The organism is Pelorhabdus rhamnosifermentans, from assembly GCF_018835585.1.
Taxonomy (GTDB): Bacteria; Bacillota; Negativicutes; order UMGS1260; family UMGS1260; genus Pelorhabdus; species Pelorhabdus rhamnosifermentans.
Window position 1 is genome coordinate 106,081 of record NZ_JAHGVE010000005.1, and the last position, 17,352, is coordinate 123,432.

The 17,352-nt window shown below is 39.4% G+C and carries 19 protein-coding genes; 5 read left to right on the forward strand and 14 right to left on the reverse strand.

Annotated features, from left to right (window positions below; all coding sequences use genetic code 11):
- Positions 1 to 103 precede the first annotated feature (103 nt).
- Positions 104 to 883 carry a class I SAM-dependent methyltransferase gene (locus tag Ga0466249_RS07780; protein ID WP_215828892.1) on the reverse strand — a complete coding sequence of 260 codons (780 nt, stop codon included), beginning with the start codon at positions 881 to 883 and terminating at the stop codon, positions 104 to 106.
- An 88-nt stretch (positions 884 to 971) separates the two neighbouring features.
- Between Ga0466249_RS07780 and Ga0466249_RS07785 the strand changes: the two genes are divergently transcribed.
- Entirely contained in the window at positions 972 to 1,367 is a 396-nt protein-coding gene (locus tag Ga0466249_RS07785) for an alpha/beta hydrolase family protein (RefSeq protein ID WP_215828893.1), read from the forward strand.
- On the opposite strand, the gene Ga0466249_RS07790 is transcribed toward Ga0466249_RS07785, so the two are convergent.
- The gene (locus tag Ga0466249_RS07790) at positions 1,351 to 2,163 is read right to left on the reverse strand and encodes a hypothetical protein (protein WP_215828894.1); all 813 of its coding nucleotides are present in this window, start codon (positions 2,161 to 2,163) and stop codon (positions 1,351 to 1,353) included. The genes Ga0466249_RS07785 and Ga0466249_RS07790 overlap by 17 nt on opposite strands.
- Positions 2,164 to 2,329: 166 nt before the next feature.
- Here Ga0466249_RS07790 and Ga0466249_RS07795 point away from each other — a divergent pair, with 166 nt between their 5' ends.
- Complete coding sequence (locus Ga0466249_RS07795) at positions 2,330 to 2,893, forward strand: biotin transporter BioY (protein WP_312889730.1); 564 nt, start codon at positions 2,330 to 2,332, stop codon at positions 2,891 to 2,893.
- A 72-nt stretch (positions 2,894 to 2,965) separates the two neighbouring features.
- Positions 2,966 to 3,193 (forward strand): hypothetical protein, encoded by a 228-nt coding sequence (locus tag Ga0466249_RS07800; protein WP_215828895.1) that lies wholly within the window; start codon positions 2,966 to 2,968, stop codon positions 3,191 to 3,193.
- Positions 3,194 to 3,286: 93 nt separating this feature from the next.
- On the opposite strand, the gene Ga0466249_RS07805 is transcribed toward Ga0466249_RS07800, so the two are convergent.
- Positions 3,287 to 4,495, reverse strand: a complete 1,209-nt coding sequence (locus tag Ga0466249_RS07805) for an MFS transporter (protein WP_312889731.1) — start codon at positions 4,493 to 4,495, stop codon at positions 3,287 to 3,289.
- Positions 4,496 to 4,652: 157 nt separating this feature from the next.
- Here Ga0466249_RS07805 and Ga0466249_RS07810 point away from each other — a divergent pair, with 157 nt between their 5' ends.
- The gene (locus tag Ga0466249_RS07810; RefSeq protein ID WP_215828897.1) at positions 4,653 to 5,543 is read left to right on the forward strand and encodes a LysR family transcriptional regulator; all 891 of its coding nucleotides are present in this window, start codon (positions 4,653 to 4,655) and stop codon (positions 5,541 to 5,543) included.
- 415 nt (positions 5,544 to 5,958) lie between these two features.
- Here the strand turns inward: Ga0466249_RS07810 and Ga0466249_RS07815 are convergent, their stop codons facing one another.
- From Ga0466249_RS07815 to Ga0466249_RS07850, 8 genes are all read right to left on the reverse strand, one after another.
- Complete coding sequence (locus Ga0466249_RS07815) at positions 5,959 to 6,639, reverse strand: class I SAM-dependent methyltransferase (protein WP_215828898.1); 681 nt, start codon at positions 6,637 to 6,639, stop codon at positions 5,959 to 5,961.
- Between the two features lie 442 nt (positions 6,640 to 7,081).
- Positions 7,082 to 7,753 carry a flavodoxin family protein gene (locus Ga0466249_RS07820; protein ID WP_215828899.1) on the reverse strand — a complete coding sequence of 224 codons (672 nt, stop codon included), beginning with the start codon at positions 7,751 to 7,753 and terminating at the stop codon, positions 7,082 to 7,084.
- An 18-nt stretch (positions 7,754 to 7,771) separates the two neighbouring features.
- Positions 7,772 to 8,356, reverse strand: coding sequence for a helix-turn-helix domain-containing protein (locus tag Ga0466249_RS07825; RefSeq protein ID WP_215828900.1), 585 nt, complete (start codon positions 8,354 to 8,356; stop codon positions 7,772 to 7,774).
- Between the two features lie 241 nt (positions 8,357 to 8,597).
- Positions 8,598 to 9,284, reverse strand: a complete 687-nt coding sequence (locus Ga0466249_RS07830; protein WP_215828901.1) for a chloramphenicol acetyltransferase — start codon at positions 9,282 to 9,284, stop codon at positions 8,598 to 8,600.
- A 15-nt stretch (positions 9,285 to 9,299) separates the two neighbouring features.
- A complete protein-coding gene (locus tag Ga0466249_RS07835; RefSeq protein WP_215828902.1) occupies positions 9,300 to 9,572 on the reverse strand; it encodes a DUF2087 domain-containing protein in 273 nt (90 codons plus the stop codon).
- Positions 9,573 to 9,574: 2 nt separating this feature from the next.
- Entirely contained in the window at positions 9,575 to 9,853 is a 279-nt protein-coding gene (locus Ga0466249_RS07840) for a GIY-YIG nuclease family protein (protein WP_215828903.1), read from the reverse strand.
- 90 nt (positions 9,854 to 9,943) lie between these two features.
- A complete protein-coding gene (locus tag Ga0466249_RS07845; RefSeq protein WP_215828904.1) occupies positions 9,944 to 10,168 on the reverse strand; it encodes a helix-turn-helix domain-containing protein in 225 nt (74 codons plus the stop codon).
- A 1,076-nt stretch (positions 10,169 to 11,244) separates the two neighbouring features.
- Positions 11,245 to 11,481 carry a hypothetical protein gene (locus Ga0466249_RS07850; protein ID WP_215828905.1) on the reverse strand — a complete coding sequence of 79 codons (237 nt, stop codon included), beginning with the start codon at positions 11,479 to 11,481 and terminating at the stop codon, positions 11,245 to 11,247.
- Between the two features lie 34 nt (positions 11,482 to 11,515).
- On the opposite strand from Ga0466249_RS07850, the gene Ga0466249_RS07855 reads away from it, so the two are divergent.
- Positions 11,516 to 12,301, forward strand: a complete 786-nt coding sequence (locus Ga0466249_RS07855) for a reverse transcriptase domain-containing protein (protein ID WP_215828906.1) — start codon at positions 11,516 to 11,518, stop codon at positions 12,299 to 12,301.
- A 292-nt stretch (positions 12,302 to 12,593) separates the two neighbouring features.
- Here the strand turns inward: Ga0466249_RS07855 and Ga0466249_RS07860 are convergent, their stop codons facing one another.
- The 3 genes from Ga0466249_RS07860 to Ga0466249_RS07870 all read right to left on the reverse strand — a co-directional run bounded on the left by Ga0466249_RS07860 (position 12,594) and on the right by Ga0466249_RS07870 (position 16,542).
- Positions 12,594 to 14,321, reverse strand: a complete 1,728-nt coding sequence (locus Ga0466249_RS07860; protein WP_215828907.1) for a purple acid phosphatase family protein — start codon at positions 14,319 to 14,321, stop codon at positions 12,594 to 12,596.
- A gap of 21 nt (positions 14,322 to 14,342) precedes the next feature.
- The gene (locus Ga0466249_RS07865; protein ID WP_215829027.1) at positions 14,343 to 15,365 is read right to left on the reverse strand and encodes a metallophosphoesterase; all 1,023 of its coding nucleotides are present in this window, start codon (positions 15,363 to 15,365) and stop codon (positions 14,343 to 14,345) included.
- Positions 15,366 to 15,507: 142 nt separating this feature from the next.
- Positions 15,508 to 16,542, reverse strand: coding sequence for a hypothetical protein (locus Ga0466249_RS07870; RefSeq protein ID WP_215828908.1), 1,035 nt, complete (start codon positions 16,540 to 16,542; stop codon positions 15,508 to 15,510).
- Between the last annotated feature and the right edge of the window lie 810 nt (positions 16,543 to 17,352).

A 17,352-nucleotide genomic window follows, 5' to 3' on the forward strand; every position in this document is an offset into this window, starting at 1 on the left:
CAAATCAGAATATATATTCCATTCAAAGGCGACAAGATGTCGCTTTTGATTTATAGTCGACAATTGCCAGGAACCCCTTATTATATCAAAAATAAATATAAATTTAACATTTACAGGTCAATATAAGCTCATTTAGATAACTTTTTCGTATTTGACCTGAATATTGTTCATCTATCAATGTGCCAATACTATTCAACAACTGAGAACGCTTTTTTTCTTCAAGAATACGATGATCGGAGTAGGTTAGCAAAAGTTGTTCATACTCCGCACGACGATAAGTTTCTTCCGTAAGATAACTTCGCTTAATTGGTTCTTTAAAAAGACCATTAGCATAAAATTCTTGGATACTAGATTTAAATGTGCTAGCTTCCATTAACTTAAATTCGGTCTCATTTGGTTTGTATTGTTTATAATATTTTTGTACTTCATTAAAAAATGCTTGATCCCCGCCAGCTACATGATGATATTTTACTACAGCTAAGTACCCCTTTGGAGCAAGAATCTCATGAATTCTTTGATAGCGCGTTTGAGGATCCAGCCAATGAAAAGCTGTAAAAGAAACTACTAAATCAAATTTTTCTTCTGGCGGCGGGGTCCAATCTTCAAATGTTGAAACTACCACATCAAGTTTATATTCTTTCAGATTGTCTTTAAGAACAGAAGCCATTTGTTCTCCTGGTTCTAATGCAACTACATGAAACCCGCGCTTTACAAGTTCAATAGTTGCAATTCCAGTACCCGCCCCAATTTCAAGAATAAGAGCATTTTGCCTAAGATCCGTTAACGCGAAAAGATCGTTAAATAATTCTTGCGGATAGTGCGGACGAACTTTATGATAAAGAGTTGCTATCTCATCAAAAATTAATGCTGTTTTTCTCATCATAGGTTCCTTTCAAAGCTTCACAATATATATTATTATCTCACCAGAAATAATAAAAATAAAGGCTACGCTGTCGGTGGGCGTTGGGTAAATGGCGCTCCTAACTTCGCCTTTTCTCCTCATGCATGGCGATAAAGACACATTGGTATCCCCCAGTCAAACAGAAATTCTACATCAGGCTCTGATTGCGCAGGGCATTGAATCTACCCGTTATGTTGTCAAAGGGGCAAAACATGGCGGTGTTTATTGGAATCAATTTTCTCTTCCTACGCTTACAAGAAAGCACCATAGCATACGGAACTATAAAAAAGACGCAAAAAAGGCACAGCCCAGAATTTCTGAAGCCTTGCCTTTCCTGTATTCTTTAAGTGGTACGCCCCGGGAGACTCGAACCCTCGCAAGACTCGGTTTAGGAAGGCATATTCGCCCTGCTAGTCCCGCTTTAAGATTTTCATGTCCCTATTTTACCCCTATTCTAGCAAACTGACGACCATGCCTGCTGGACCTATTTTAATAGTTGGTGCTTGCATATCGTCAGTTTTTTCGATGGTTTCGTCTTGTAAAGAAATTTTCCAAACATTATCCATCTTTTCGGTACGGCGAAAATATACTATTTGTGCAGTAGGGTCAAAAACCCAAGAACATTGGGTAGGGTAGTCCCCTTTGGTTTGTAGGGTGCTCTGTAAAATATCCATTGCGTGCTTAATATCGAAGGTATGTTTTTTTTCTTTTAGCAGGCGAGAGGTTGCTATATAACGCTCGGCTCCGACCCAATGTAAATCCGGTATTGTATTGTAAGGATATAGTGCATGGGCAAAGTTAGTCATAATTAACTCTTGCCCAGCTATTTTTTTCTGCCATAGTTTTCCCTTAATGCCTTCGACAATGGTAGCCTGACCATCTAGTGTGGCAAAAAGGTTGTGAATTTTATAGTTTGCAGGAAGTTTTAACTTGGTCTTGCAATCTGTTGCCAGTATTTCAGCAATTGTGATTCGTCTATTTAAGTAGTCAAAGAACAATTGCAACCCATCGATTTGCTTTGTTGCGTGATATTCTTCTAATTGATTAACGTCATCTTCAAGATGCAATTCCTGCAGGTTAACAAAATCACCATATTCATTCATTCCTACTAATGGCGAATAGTGATTAAATACATAAATATAAAAACAGATAAATTTTACAGCCGTTACTTTTTGTATTTTCACTTTAATATCTACTTGGGGAAAATCAAAATTCATTCCATATAGGGGGCAACCATAATATGCAGCAAAACTTGTGCACATCGCTCTATATCCCTCCTTACATAATCGTGTTACGTAGTCATTTACAAATTGATTATAACAAATTATCTTAATGTTAACTAATAATAAAAACATGGTTGACAATAAAAAATGATGATCTATACTGTGAATGGTACTTATTTGGTAATGGATATATAGGGGGATAATTGTGATTCAGCAAAATAAATATGCCAATTTAACATATCCTGCTTTCTTTGCAGCTTTAACAGTGATAATGAGTTTTATATCAATTCCATTGCCCTTTAACCCCGTACCGATTACAGGTCAGACTTTAGCAGTCATGTTGACGGGTAGTATTTTGTCTGTGCGACAAGCGGGTTGGAGCATTCTTACCTATTTATTAATTGGAGCAGTGGGATTGCCTGTATTTTCCGGATTCAGTGGCGGCATTGGGGTTTTGCTGGGACCGACAGGCGGGTATTTACTTGCTTATTTTCCTGGAGTCATGCTTATTGCACTATTAAAAGGGAAAAATAATAAGATTTGGCCTCTAGCTCTTGCAAATATTATTGGGGGAATTGGTGTTGTTTATTTAGTAGGAGTGACTTGGCTAAGTGTATTTACCGGTATGGGGATACAAAAGGCGATGATGGTTGGTGCATTACCATTTATTCCCGGTGATATAATCAAATTAGGTATGGCGACAGTACTCGGCAGGGAGATAAATAAGCGGCTTTTTCGGGGAATTTACCCGGCTAAAGGAGGACAATAATTATCTGAGTTTGAGGTAATAGAAGGGCGGATCGCCTCCACCAATCATGGCATAGGCAAAAGGAAATCCACGTTGCAAAAAAAATTGGAACAACTAGACGAATATAGGAATCGCCTTAAAAAATACAATCAATATCTCCATATAGCTGGGGACAGAAACAGCTTTTCAAAAACTGATCCAGATACAACTTTTATGCGCATGAATGGAATTTTCCTTCTGCGCCAAGTTGCACAGCCGGGAAGAATCTTACTTGAAACTAAAAATATGCGTATTCCTATTGAAATGTATCTCGTAACGTAAAAGACACAGGGACGGTGGTAGTGTCCTGTAAACTTCTCGCTGCTTGGTTGTTTAACACTACAATCTATTCTTCCAAATTCAGCCTGTTATAAATTAATCTACTAATTTTCCTCGAAGCGGCAAGGTCAATGGTATAGTAGCTAAAAGAACAACCGCCACGATAATGACCGTAGTCGCTATGCCAGCGAAATCACTTATTGTCCCGTAAATAGCCGGTGAAACCGCGCCGGCTCCTAGTGTCATCGTATAAAAGATTGAAAATGCCTGTTTCCTCTGTTTTTCTGAAACTAGTTCAGGTACGCTGCCATAAAGCACGGATGATGTGCCATTTAGTGCTACACCAAGAAACGGCGCAAGCAATAATGCGTTGCTAAATGACAGAACAAGCATACCGGTAATACATATTGCAGTAACACTTTCAGTTATTATCACAGAACGCAAAATACCGACCCGGGTAGCCAATATACCACAAATCAATTTTCCAGCGGCACCTCCAGCAAAAATGAGTGTGAGCGTAAAGCCTATTTGGGTGACATTGGCCCCCTTTTCCTGAAGAAGGAAAGGGAGGAAAGTTAAAAAACCCATTCGTGTGGCACTATCGATTACTCCTATTATCGACAGTGACCAAAAGCCCTGATAACCATTCCATCCCAACAATATAACATTTCCTGTTGGCTGGTTCGTTTCTTTCGATAAAGAAGAACCGGTCATACGGAAACCCAAAGAGTTAATTAAAAATATTAGTGCGATCAATAAACCGACTGTCGCGAGTAAACGGCCTGCTGATTGCCAGCCGTAATATGTAATCAATAAAGCTGCCGAACCAGGTAGAACAAGCTTGCCTATATCGCCGGCGACGTTGTAGGTACTTAACGCCGTTCGCCGGGCTTTGACATCTGAATAAGCATCCAATATGACAGAAGATGACACCGGATGTTGAACACTGGAACCTAAACCGCCTAATATTAACAATAAGCCCAGTAAAACAGGACTTATTGCAAAGCCCCATAACATAACCGCGACACTAGTAATGACTGTTCCGATAAGCAATAGCTTTACCTGTCCGATGAGATTGGCAACAATACCGATAGGCAGCTGAAACAGAGCCATTGAGCCGGAAACCAAGGTTTTTAAAATGCCTACCTCGACAAATGTCAATGTCCACTGTGCTTGCCAGATTGGGAAAAAAACATAAATCATATCCGTAAAACCATCATGAATAAAATGGGCAAGACACCCCGTCGATAATGCCTTCCACTTATACTGTTCTTTTTGCCCGCGAAAAATAGCACTTGTATTCACAGCTTGCATCTCCTACAAATTTAATTAAGAACTTTGAATGGTACCGTTGTTTATTTATTAACTTCATGTTAATTTTAAATAAAGAAATATCTGCTGTAAATCAAATAAATTTTGTGTTATATATTGAACGTTTCTATATTTAAGGAGGCCAAAACTTATGTATGTTGCCGGAATTGATGCGTTTCTTGCCATTGTCCAGGCCCAAAGCTTAAGAAAAGCAGCTGAACTGTTAAATTTAACTCAAGCTACTATCAGTTATCGGCTCAAAATCCTGGAACAAGAAATGGGGTCTACCCTAGTCGAGCGAGGGAAAGGTATACAAAAAATTACTTTAACTCCGTTCGGTGAAAACTTCATCACTATTGCCGAACGTTGGAGTAAGCTAAAACAGGATACCGAAAAACTTCAAGCCAGCGGCCCTCAATTAAGTCTTTCAATTGGAGGATCGAATAGCTTAAATACATATGTTCTCCCGCCGCTCTATCGGACCTTGACCCAGCACAGACCCAGAATACGACTACAATTTCGCACACAACACTCCGTTGAGCTTTGGGGTACAATGGAGCGCCGAGAAATAGACGTAGCCTTCGTAAAAATGGAAAGAACGGTGCCCAACATTGATGTGGAACCGTTCTTTGTCGATGAGACCGTATTGATTAGACCTATAACCTATCAATTGGGCGACTTACAACCAATCCACCCGACTGAGCTAAACTGTGAAGATGAAATATACTGGAATTGGGGACCAGCCTTTCAAATGTGGCACGACCGCTGGTGGGACCCGATTCGCTCGGCATACATTCCCGTCGATATTGCCGGATTGATTTTTTTACTCATGCAAGACCCCAGGCAGTGGTCTGTCGTGCCTAAATCCGTGGCCAATACGTTCGTAAAAACGGGACAATTTGTAATTCAACAATTACTGGATTCACCGCCTAAGCGGGTCTGCTACAAGATTATACACAGAAATATTAAGCCATCAGTAAGAAGAAGCCTTGCTGTCCTGGATCAGTATATGACAGATTTATTCAAGAATAACTCAATTTGATTCCTTTAAATTATCGAAATAGCGAATCATTGTTAAACAGCATACCTTAGTCTCACAACAAAACCGTTTCAAGCGATGCTTTGCACAATTTGGAGCTACATTTAAAGCAATTTATCTGCTTCTAGTTACTATAGGAAGCGCCGTCCACCCTTTTCACATTTCCTTAAACCCGTAGCACAACCAGACTCTATGAGGAAAACGAGGACAATTTATGCCCCCGTTTTCACTGCTTCATTTTGCTCGACACCATTTGCCCATTTATCAAATTCAGAAACAGTATGAGCATAAAAGTCATTGCAGATGAGAGGGCGGTTTCTGTTGCGCGGTCAAGCTTTTACGCGAAACACCTTGGGAACATTCCAACCAACTATTTGGTCAAATTTATTTCAGCTTTGAAAACATTATTAAAATCCAGCTATTTTATTGCATAAAATCCCATCTGCACACCTGAAGCCCAAAGAATTTCCACAACCGAAAACCCTACTTTGTGTAAAAGTTCTATATGCTCCATAGCGGTAATTGGTAACAGTTCAGTCCCAAAACGGCTTATATGTTGCTCCGCTGCAGCAGCATCTTTACCATTCTTAATTATTGCAGTTTTCCACCGTTCAAGACCTATCTTGATACCTTGGTCAGAACTCGGCAAAATGGTTTCAAATGTAACATAAGTACCACCTTTCTTCAACATGGCTAAGCAATTCGCTGTGGCCTTCTGTCTAGTGCTTTTATTAAAATAATGATGTGCAAGAATTGCAGTGATAACATCAAAATTTTCCGTCGGAAAATCGGCTTCCTCAGTACCAGCTAACACATAGGACAGCTTCATGTTTTCTCTACCAGCGAATTTTTCTTTTGCAATATCCAGCATCGCCGCCGAAGGATCCATCATTACAAAGTGCGTGTCCGCAAAAAAATTCAACGCTTTACTTACCAATATACCTGTACCACAACCAGCGTCCAGCCATGTTTCAGGTCTGGGATTTACTGCTTTGATTAGCCTCAAGGTTTCTTCATGAAAAAAACTGTGATACAGCATTGTTTTACCAAAATTACCATCATATTCTTGTGCCGGTTTCGACGTTTTGTTGTCTCTCATAACAGAGCTCCTTTTTCGTTCAGTTTATCGATCCGTCTGACTCATCGAGTCGGGGGACGGTTCTCTGGCTCATACAACGCACAACCAATATGTCCCTTTTAATTCTTCTAATAAATGCAAAAACCTGCACGGCGAACAACCTGAAAATCGCTTACTTTTCTCTTTTTACTCTCGCCAGAAAACGCCATAGCATGCAAACTATAAAAAAGAGCACAAAAAAGCAAGGCTCAGGATCTCTGAAGCCTTGCTATCATTGTATTTAGATGGTGCACCCGGAGAGACTCGAACTCCCGCAAGACGCGGTTTAGGAAGGCATATTCACCCTTATTTATATGAATGTCGTTTTATTATTTTTTATATTCTTTATGATAGCCAATTAGCTTCTTATTACTTAACTGACAATCACGCATGAGGTTATCCTGCAAATTGTTCATATCCTATGCTACATCCCGATGTATTTCACATAATCAGGTATCGACATGAGCTGCATTTCAAGTTTTGATTTTGTTTCTTCCGATACGTAATTTTGCGTTGCCATTTCATATCCTGCCTGCTCGACAACTTGCAAATACTTATTTACGGTTGCTTTGATTTTCTCGTTCTTGCTTTTTAAGAGTTTGCCGCAGTTACGATAAATCTCAAGAACAGGATTGCAGGAAGCAAACACCACTTTCATGGTTTCAAAGTTGTTGTTGCCCGGAAAGCCACAGTTTGAAATCACCACAAATTGCTGGGTTTTAGGTTTGGAATCAGCAAGGTCAAAATTTTCGCCCGAATTTAAAATCAGAGGACTTTTCAGCGGTGCGAGCCTATCGACAAAATTCTTGAGAGCTGCTGTCATATTCCATGTGTAAACAGGCGAAGCAAAGCACACCACATCAGCGGCATTATATTTGTCTAAAAGCTCTGTCATATCATCCTGCATCACGCATTTTCCTGGTGTTCTAAACCAGCAGGTAAAGCATCCTTTGCAATGTCCAATGTTCTTATCAATTAAAAACACATTTTCCGTGTCCGCATCGGCTCTTTTTGCACCGCTCAAAAACGCTTCTGCAATTACATCTGTGTTACTGTTAGCCCCGGCAGGGCTTCCGTTAAATACTATAAATTTCATTTCACACCATTCTCCTATTTACAATAACTGATAGAATAAACCGTGTTCTGTGCAGTACCAAATCAGCATTCCGTGTCCTCTTTTGGGGATATGCACACCCAAATTCCACTCGGGATAATGCTTGATTAAATGAATACAATCGCCCGTGGCAAACGCCATAAAAGAAATGTAATGCGTCTTTGTCATGGGGTGAGCACTCGTAATATACCAATCGTCTTCTATGACTTGAACAGACAGTTTTTCACTTTCTTCCGCTTTTTTCAGTGCCTGAACAGTTAGCTTTTTACCACAGCATGAAACCTCTGCTTCGCCGGTGCAAAGTGAAATGTTATTGCATATTGAACAGACATAATATTTTGTGTTTTTCATATTGCCTCCTACAAAATCATTCGGAGTCATATCGCCGACTAGCAATTTTTGTGTGTCAACTCTGAGAAGGTCAGAAAGCTCTGGAATAAGCGAAATATCTGGACACCCCAAACCACGCTCCCACTTGGAAACAGTTTTGTCACTAATATTCATTTTGTCCGCAAGCTGTTTTTGCGTCATATTGCGTTCCTGACGCAAAGTGCGGATTACGTTTCCGACTTTACTGTTTTGCATTATTTTGTACCTCCCTGTATTAAATTGTACAAAAACTTCATCTGCTATTCAATAAACTCTCCGTAGAGTTATCTGTTTTAGGGTAAAAAGTTAATATTACCATCCTACTTCAAGCACCGATAAAAATATTGTTATATAGAAAAGTCAAGCGCAAGTCGATATTAAAACCTTCCTGCGCTTTCTCGCTAAATGATTTGTTCATAAGCATTTTATCGATGATTATGCTTAATTAGTGTATTTACTACATCCATTTTTCTGAATGTGACATAGCGTTCTGAAATTTTTCTAAAAATAAGCCTACATGATAACCATCTGCCACAGCATGGTGAACTGTAATAGAAAGAGGCATCATCTTCTTACCCCCTCTATCGGAGAATTTCCCCGCCTGTATCACCGGAAAATAACTAGCCAAATGAGCATAAGGAATCGGCGTATAACTTGTGAACTGTATCCAAGGCAACATGCCTATCATGCAATTATTTTGTGGAGGCATATCAGGCTTTGCCAATATCTCATGGTTATTTGCATATATATTTTGATCTTCCATGTAACTCCTATAAAAAATCTCAAAATCAGGGTTATACTCAGTCCACATATTTGACATGGTTTTATCATCTTGATGAAAAGAAGTATAGGACGGATGTAAAACCTCATAATAACCAATCTGCCCATTTACATTGGCAATACGAAACTCTTGCTGCTCAGAAACTAGCTTTGAAGTAACATATAAATACGCAGGAAAAAACTTTTTATTCTGCTTTTTTACCCTATCATAAGTGTTGGTGATATCAACCTCTACACTAATTGAGTACCCAATTGGCAGCATCTTTGTAAAATAATAAAAATATTGTTTTCTCTCCCATTTATCAAAATCTAATGAATGAAACGCTGTGTTCAAGCTTAATTCTTTATCTGCTATATTTGACATATATTCGCTAGCCTCCTAATCATTTTTCGGTTTCCAATAACGAGAGCAGTTTAACTCACGGCATAATAACCCGTTATCAATAAGCTCTCGTCTTAGTAAAAAATAATCTCCAAAAGTATGCCATTCGTTACAGATGTCATTTACCTCTTTTTCAGTATAATTGCGGTTTGATTCAAATTTCTCTGCCAAATAACAGAGCGTCGCAACTCTGAATTTTTTCTTTTGAGATAACTGTGTGATTTTTCCATAATCATCAAGAAATCTCGTTATATTAATGTTCTGTTCCATATTTAAATCTCTCCTTTCTGTTCGACATTTCGTTTTTCAGTCCAAAGTTCTAGTAAAGTGTTTACATCATCTGAAAATTCACGCGTTGTTTGAGTTTCTTTCTTTTTTATTTCCTCCAGTATTTCAAAGGAAAATGCAGTTGCTCCAAACTGTTTCCATGCTTCAATCATACACGTTTCAGGGCAAGAATTAGTCGATACTGAAAATGCGAAACGATTTTTCGAACCTTGCATATCTGTTGTTGCTCGAGTCCAACGGTTATCGGTGTCACTGCATTTCACGCAGTATACCCCCCCATTATCACTCTATTTTGATACTGCTCTTTCAAATCTTTTTTTGATAGCTTGCCCATTGATTAATCACCACCCATTTTAAAATTGTCGTTTTTCATAACCCGCTAACAGTTCTTTAACATCAATACCAAGGATGCTTGAAAGTTCTAAAATTAAAGAAACGTTAGGATTGCCAGATCCGCATTCCCACTTTGAAATGGCTTTATCGCTGATATTCATTTTCTCCGCTAATTGTTTTTGGGTCATCTTTCGGTCTAAACGCACTCTGCGAATAATACTTCCAACTTTGTTATTCTGCATCATTTCCCCTCCGTATAATAACTGTAGCTAAAATTCAGCTATAGTTCAATAAACGCTCCGTAGAGTTAGCAATCCATGTTAGTTAGTTTAGAAACTTTCGCATGAGATGAAGGATTACTGACAGCCACCAACACATCAAGATAAAAGCCTAGTGGACTGTCAAAGACAAATTAGTGGAAATCATATGGAGATTGGTTACAAATTTGAAGACACGTCTAACAACAAATTAGGACTTGATAATCCACCAGTTACGTAGTTTAACCGCCCCTGAAGAGTACGATTCCCCAGTCGTAACAGAAGCATTCACACTAAACGCGCGCATACTTCGTCCCGGCTAGGAATTAAATTCAACAGAGAATGAACAGAATAACTTCTCAAAAAGCTCACTATTTCTTGTCATAAGGAAATCCGATTTGCACAGCTAAATTCTGAACAATTATCTCCGCAAAAATAAAAACCGCTGCCCCATCCTATCAGAAATACTTCTGATACCTACTCTTCAAACTAAGATATGATTGCTGTAAAATCGTCACTTTTTCTCTTCCTACTCTTGCAAGAAACGCCATAGCATGCAAACTATAAAAAAGAGCACAAAAAAAAGCAAGGCTCAGGATCTCTGAAGCCTTGCTATCATTGTATTTAGATAGGTGCACCCGTAAATTTATTATTTTCGCAAGTGGAGTAATATCATTATCATTTATTTTTTAGCAGAAAAAATAAGCTTTTTTAACTTTTCTGCGCGTGAAAGCAGTTTTAGAAAAATATATTTTTATGGACGAATGAGTAGGGATTTATGCGAGATTGGCAAGGAAAAGCGCCTGAAAAGAATATAGTCTTCTCAAGTGCACCATCAAACTAAACTATTCACCAATGTCGCATAAATTCTTTTGTACTAAACTGCGGTCATTTGAGTTCGCCTATGGGTATTAAATTTTTTCAAACGCTCATTTAAAATTAGATACTGCCGATAAAACCCGAGCAAACGCCTTACCAACATATACAAAACTGCCTAATTGTGATATAAATAGGCATAGATTCCCCCCTCCCCAATAAAGGGGCAAGTGGAAAAATCTATATACTTAGGGATCTAGCTGGCGGTGCATTGCTATACATTTGGTTATAACGGCTTTGCTGTTTACTACAGCCACAGCAGGAACATTTCGTAATATCTTGCCGGATATCTTAAAAATAATTTCTGCTGTCGAAAGCCTTTTCTTATCCAGGGGTTTCAGCCTGCCGCCGGTTAGCTTCTGACAGAGACGCAATTTTGTATTTTTGTTGCGATTTCCTAAAAAGTCGTAATACTGCCTTCGCACATTCTGCCGGCGTACTCCTTTCCCGCTGCAAACCATGGCTGCTGCACTAAAGCCATACCTAACATCCTCCTATACACATGTAAAAGGAAATGGCGGTGTCAAAGGCACCGCCCGCTGGCTAATAAGTCAGTTTGGGCATTTTCAATTTGTTGCCCGTTTTGATATTGCATCTTATTACCAATCCATACGTCATGAAACTCTGTTAAAGCAGCTAAATCAATTACTAGTGAATAAACCCATTCAATCAATGGTCAAAGACTATTTAAGCATTCCCGACACAATAAACACCGGAGTCGAAATGGTTGCCAGAGGTTCTTTATCTTCTTTGCTGGGCGCTCTCTATTTATTACCCCTAGACTATGCCATGTGTGAACACCAACAGGTATTTTATGTGAGATACATGGATGACATTTTAATTTTAGCGAAGAAGAGATGGCAACTTCATTCTGCGATTAAGACTGTTTACGCTGTAACAAAATCGCTAGGTCTTGGCCCGCATCAAAAAGAGAAGCGATTTATTGGAAAAATCAGCAACGGTTTTGATTTTCTCGGCTATCAGTTTCAACCCGGACAAAAACTCCGTCCATCCACTGAAAGTCTGCGCCGCCTGGTGGAACGTGCTCGTCGGCTTTATGAGCAAGGAAACGATATCAATTGTCTCCGGCAGTACGTTACGCGCTGGGTGAGCTGGATTCGAGGCAGACTGTCAGATGTAGTATCGCTGGCTGGCGGCATTCGTAAATACTGGATCTATGTATTACAAGCACTTAAAATTGAACAAAATAGCCAATACATTCTTGCCAGTAAAGAAGCTCTTTAATACTTATTTACACAAAATTTTCTGTTCCCCCCGCTGACCTAAATATCTCGCCCTACTACTTTTGAGACTTTCTTGTCTCCGCAAAATTAGCAGAAATCGAGTACTTCAGACTATTCCAGCATCTTGTCTATTTTATAACTCATAACAACTTATATGCTTTATTTAAAACCTCAATCATATGTTTAGACGAGATCTTCTAATTCGTAATCGCCTTTTTGGTATTTTTCAGTATTTATTGTAGATTAAATTTTAGGACAGCTCTTGTATTTTTTTAACGTAGCCAAGGCTGTATCTAGTCTACTAAATAGATATCAATAAACACCATATTGTATTTATCATCATAGTGGTTGGACCAGCCCATGTTGTTGAGCGCATCGATAGAAACTTTGGTACCCTTATCGGTTAACATATCGTCGGTAAGCTGGAATGTTTTCTGTAAAGACAGCGGCACAGTAAGAACTTTGCTGTCTGCATCATAGCTCCCACCAGCGTAAGAGGCTACGGTCTGAATATCAGCATAGGCTTTGCCGTCGACAAGGGTGGCCTTGCTCGTCCTGCCATTAGACATGTTGCCGAAGAGAATTAATTTTACGCTATCACCGATGGCTGGGATTTCTTGTTTAGTATTATATCTTGCCGGGAGGTTTTCGCTATTGCTAGTATCGTTTTCCGGATGCTCTTTATCGATAACGTAAGTATCAACTAAAGTACCATCCTGTTTAAAGGCTTTTACCGTAAACTTTTGGCCGTTCAGTTCCACCGTTTGGTAATCAGGCATATCCTGGGGATCAAAGAACTTGGCATCCCAGACTTTCTGGGTTAAATCCGCGTAATATTTGGCACCGCTACGTCCGGTAACATAATATACCGTACCTTGGGTCGGACTTTGGACAAAAGTATCATGATAAATGGGGAAAGTTCTGGAAGTGGCATGATCATGGCCGTTAAACACCATATCAACATGATACTCATCAAAAACCGGGGTAAAGGCTTCTTTCAACAATACATTAGAACGGATGCCTTTATTATAGTATGGAGTTTTGTGGAAAAAGGCCAGCGTAAAGACGGCGTCTCTGTTGGCGTCTAAATCAGCTTTAAGCCATTGCGCCTGCATTTTCAGCATGTCTCTTTCCTTGTTTTGGTCTATATGCCCCTCAGCATCTTCACTTTCTTCTTCATATTGGCTGTCTAGCACCACAAAGTGTACTTTGCCGTAATTATAAGAATAGGTTTGTCCTTTTAAGCCTTCCGGGCCATTTTGAAACACATTAAATTGCTGCACAAAATATTCTGGTTTGGTGCTATTCCAGTCTTCAGCATTATAGGTTTCATGATTTCCTTGTACGACCATATCGGGAATTTTATCAATTACTCCTTTGGTTGCACTGAACCAGTTATTCCAGTGCTGGTAATCCTGCCCCTTTTCCACCAAGTCACCCATATTGATAAAAAAGCTGGCGTCAGGATTAGCCTGGAAGGCATTGGTAAGGGTTAAATGAAAGGGCGTATAATTAGGTACTTCGGCATTGCCGCTTTGGCTGTCGCCAAACACAATAAATTTAAACTTGTTATTTTTTAATGTCTCTGAAGACTCTGTTGTAAAAGAGGAATAATCTGTCCATTGGTTATTATCGTTGCGGATGCGGTATAAATATTTGGTTCCCGGCTTAAGGTCATGTAAGGTAACGCTGTATAAATTAGCTTCACCTTGGATTTTATCAGTAGCGGCACTCTTTAACGCCCGCGGCTCTACTATGACCGTACTGGTTTTACCGTGTACCTCTTGGTACTCAATTGCACAATTTTTTACTTCCTTATTGGTGCGCCAAGTTACAGTCATGGTATTGGCAGGGTTTGCTGACCAAGTCAATGATATATGATCTGGCAGCGAAAGGGCATTCAAATCACCATTAATCGCGGTTTGATCATATTCATTGGCAAAAGCAAAATTAAGCGGTGTTACGCTAATATTAACGGCAAGGGTGATGCCGATAAGTAATGGTAAATATTTTTTCTTCATGGTTACCTCCTTGTACGACCATTATTGTTTGATTAAAGCAGGGAAAGTATAAGATGGTTGCATTCCGTAACCAGTAAGATTAACTTGATATTTCCCGTTTCCTGTTTGATGTACCTCAACAACCGAGTATTGATTATGGATGACCGGATCGCTGCCATAACCATCATTTGCTGCCAAATTGACGTAATGAATGCCATTCAACTCCTCGAAACTGCCATGATGATAATGTCCTTGAAGTACGGCTACCACCTGCTGAGAGTCTTCTAAAATGGCGCGGACTTCAGCGGCGTCTGAAACAGCATGGGGCGGCTCGACATTGGCGGGGGGAATCTCCAATAATTGATGGACAAAAATAATCGTCGGCGCATTATTGGCTGCTAAATCAGATTTTAACCAAGCTAATTGTTGTTTAGGGATGAAAGTATCTTTCCAGCTGAAACTAGTATTTACGCCTAATGGGGTACCATCAGCCTTGTAGGCGGCATCAAGTACGACAAAATGCATTTTGCCGGAGTTGAAGGAATAGTAATAAACTCCTTCTTTCGCAGGAATACCGGTGTTAACTACTTTGGAGGCAAATTCCTCCTTGGTGCAAAATTCCATCTCGTGGTTGCCCATAACGTGGTAGCGGTTGCCGTTAAATTGTGAAAAAGCGGCTTCAACTTCTGTGGTGTATTTTAAACAAGCATCTTTCATCTCCGCTGGGCTGCCGCTGCCATCGGCCGGTTGATCGTTAAAGTCTCCGTTTGCAATAATAAATGGCATGTTCATGCTGTTCATTTGTTTTATAAAAACGTCGACTTTACCAAGCGCCGCATTATAGTACTCGCAGGCGTAACCGTTTATATCATCAGCTTTAATAGCATGATGGATGTCGGTAATTATTCCAAATTTGCCAACCAGGTTTTCTTGAGATGGTGCGGCAGCAGCCATTGCCGAATTACATGATATTAACCCTGTCAACGATCCGCTTACTGCTGTTACAAGCCCAGTTACAGCAGCCTTCTTGATAAAACCTCTTCGGCTAAGTACTAGTTGTTTCATTTGTTCTCCCCCTTAATAAACTATGTATTCTCACAAACTCAAAACCATTGAATTTACAGACCTCATCATGAGGATTAATCTCCTTTAAAGTTGATTTTGGAATCACAAAAATTCCATAAATTTTTCGATTTTACGGTTAAGCTTAGAAAGTTAGTGCTGCAGTAGCAAATACTCTATGGCGGTCAGTACTAGCACCACCAGCGGTTGAAGTATCATTTATCTTTTTATAAGCCAAATAACCAACACTCAAGCTAAGATTTTTATCAAACTTATGATTGCCTGACACAATATAGCCTTTGGTATTATTATTAGGGGCAGTTGTCATCCCGTAACCATGGTAGTCCGCAATAGCGGTTTGGTCTTCTGCATAGTAATAACCTGCTGCCAATGTATTTTTTTTATCCGCTTTATAGCTTAAATTGATTTGAATAGCTTGATTATCCTTTGGAGCGCTAGATTTCAAATATTCTTCGGAAATATTAATCACATCTGATAAGTTATGGGAACCGTAAACACTATAAAAATTGGTATCTTTTAAGGAGTAACGGCTCACACTATCTTTGCCATAAGATACATGCGCAAACATAGCACCTATATTGTTGTCAGGAGAAATGGCATAACTCCCCTGTACTACATAAAATTTATCATTATCGATACCATTCTCATAGTTAGTCTTAGCAGCAATTAGGTTAAGATCAGTAGCTCCTAATTTTTTGCTGACATTTAACGCATATGGCAAATCATGCCGACCAATACCATAATTACCATAAACAAGTCCCCCGCCAAGTGTCATTGACTGAGAACCAATAACATAAGAATATCCGTCATTTTTATATTTTAGACCAAATGCACTAATTGCAGCATTATCATTAGCTGGAGTGTCAAAATAATCAGAACTCCACCCAGGACTCGCGTTAGTATTAATAGTTTGATAACTGAAGCTCGTATAGGCCTCCAGATTTTGCGCCAATGGCGCATTTACATTTAATGTAAATGTAGTTTTCAAGGCGGCATTTGTAAGACCGACACCTCTATTCTTATCATACTGGTCCCGGTAATGAATGGATAATCTACCGTCAAACTGAATTCCCTGGGCGGGATCCTCAGCTGCCAGTGCAGTTCCTGCTGCTGAAATAATGATACCTGCAGTTAACGCCGCCAATAATTGTCTTTTCATTGTTACCTCCTGTATAAAATGTATTACTTCTCATAGGCCGGTTGGTTCAGTCTCTCCTTTACCCGACACTAGTCAACCCGAATGCAGAGCTGTAAAAGGAACAACCAAAACTGCTCTGAAGCGACCTACCAAGGTAGGCAATATTTCGGCAAAAATATAGTTAAGGCTTAAAATATTTGCATGTTTTTTTTATTGTTTCTCAGTTTTTCACTTTGATCTGTCAAGCCCTCAAAAACACAGTGCCGCTCTTTGGATATGGACTATATGGAATCCGTTGTCTAATCCTCTACTCCTTTCATAAACACACTCTATCCTTGAAATAGAATATCAGTCATGCTCATCCGCTGGATTCGCCATACACGTAAGGTGGATTTAACTTAACTGTCCCGACTCAACATTATCAAAGCGTATCACTGTTATTTTTAATCTTTCGAACTGGATAACCACCTGTTAGATGGTGTTGCTGAATCGGAGCAAATTCGACAATTTTATTCCTCGATTGTCAAAGTTCGACATGATAGTGTTATTATAAGGCAACTTTGCTCTGTGATTATTACAGCAATATTAATATCTTGTAAAATGATTATCAAGTTACGTCAGGAGTGGCTACTAATTTGTTGGTAAGTAATTGTTTTTGCTCCTTCAGAATATCTATTTCAAGCTGCATATCCTGTTTTTGGATTTTAGCTTTTCAACCTCATCAGATGATGCGGGGTCAACTTCTGTAAGATTTTCACGAGGATCATCGCCAGCTGTAGATACTGGCTGTGCTGTAACCAATCTCTTCCGATACCCATTGTACATTGTCCA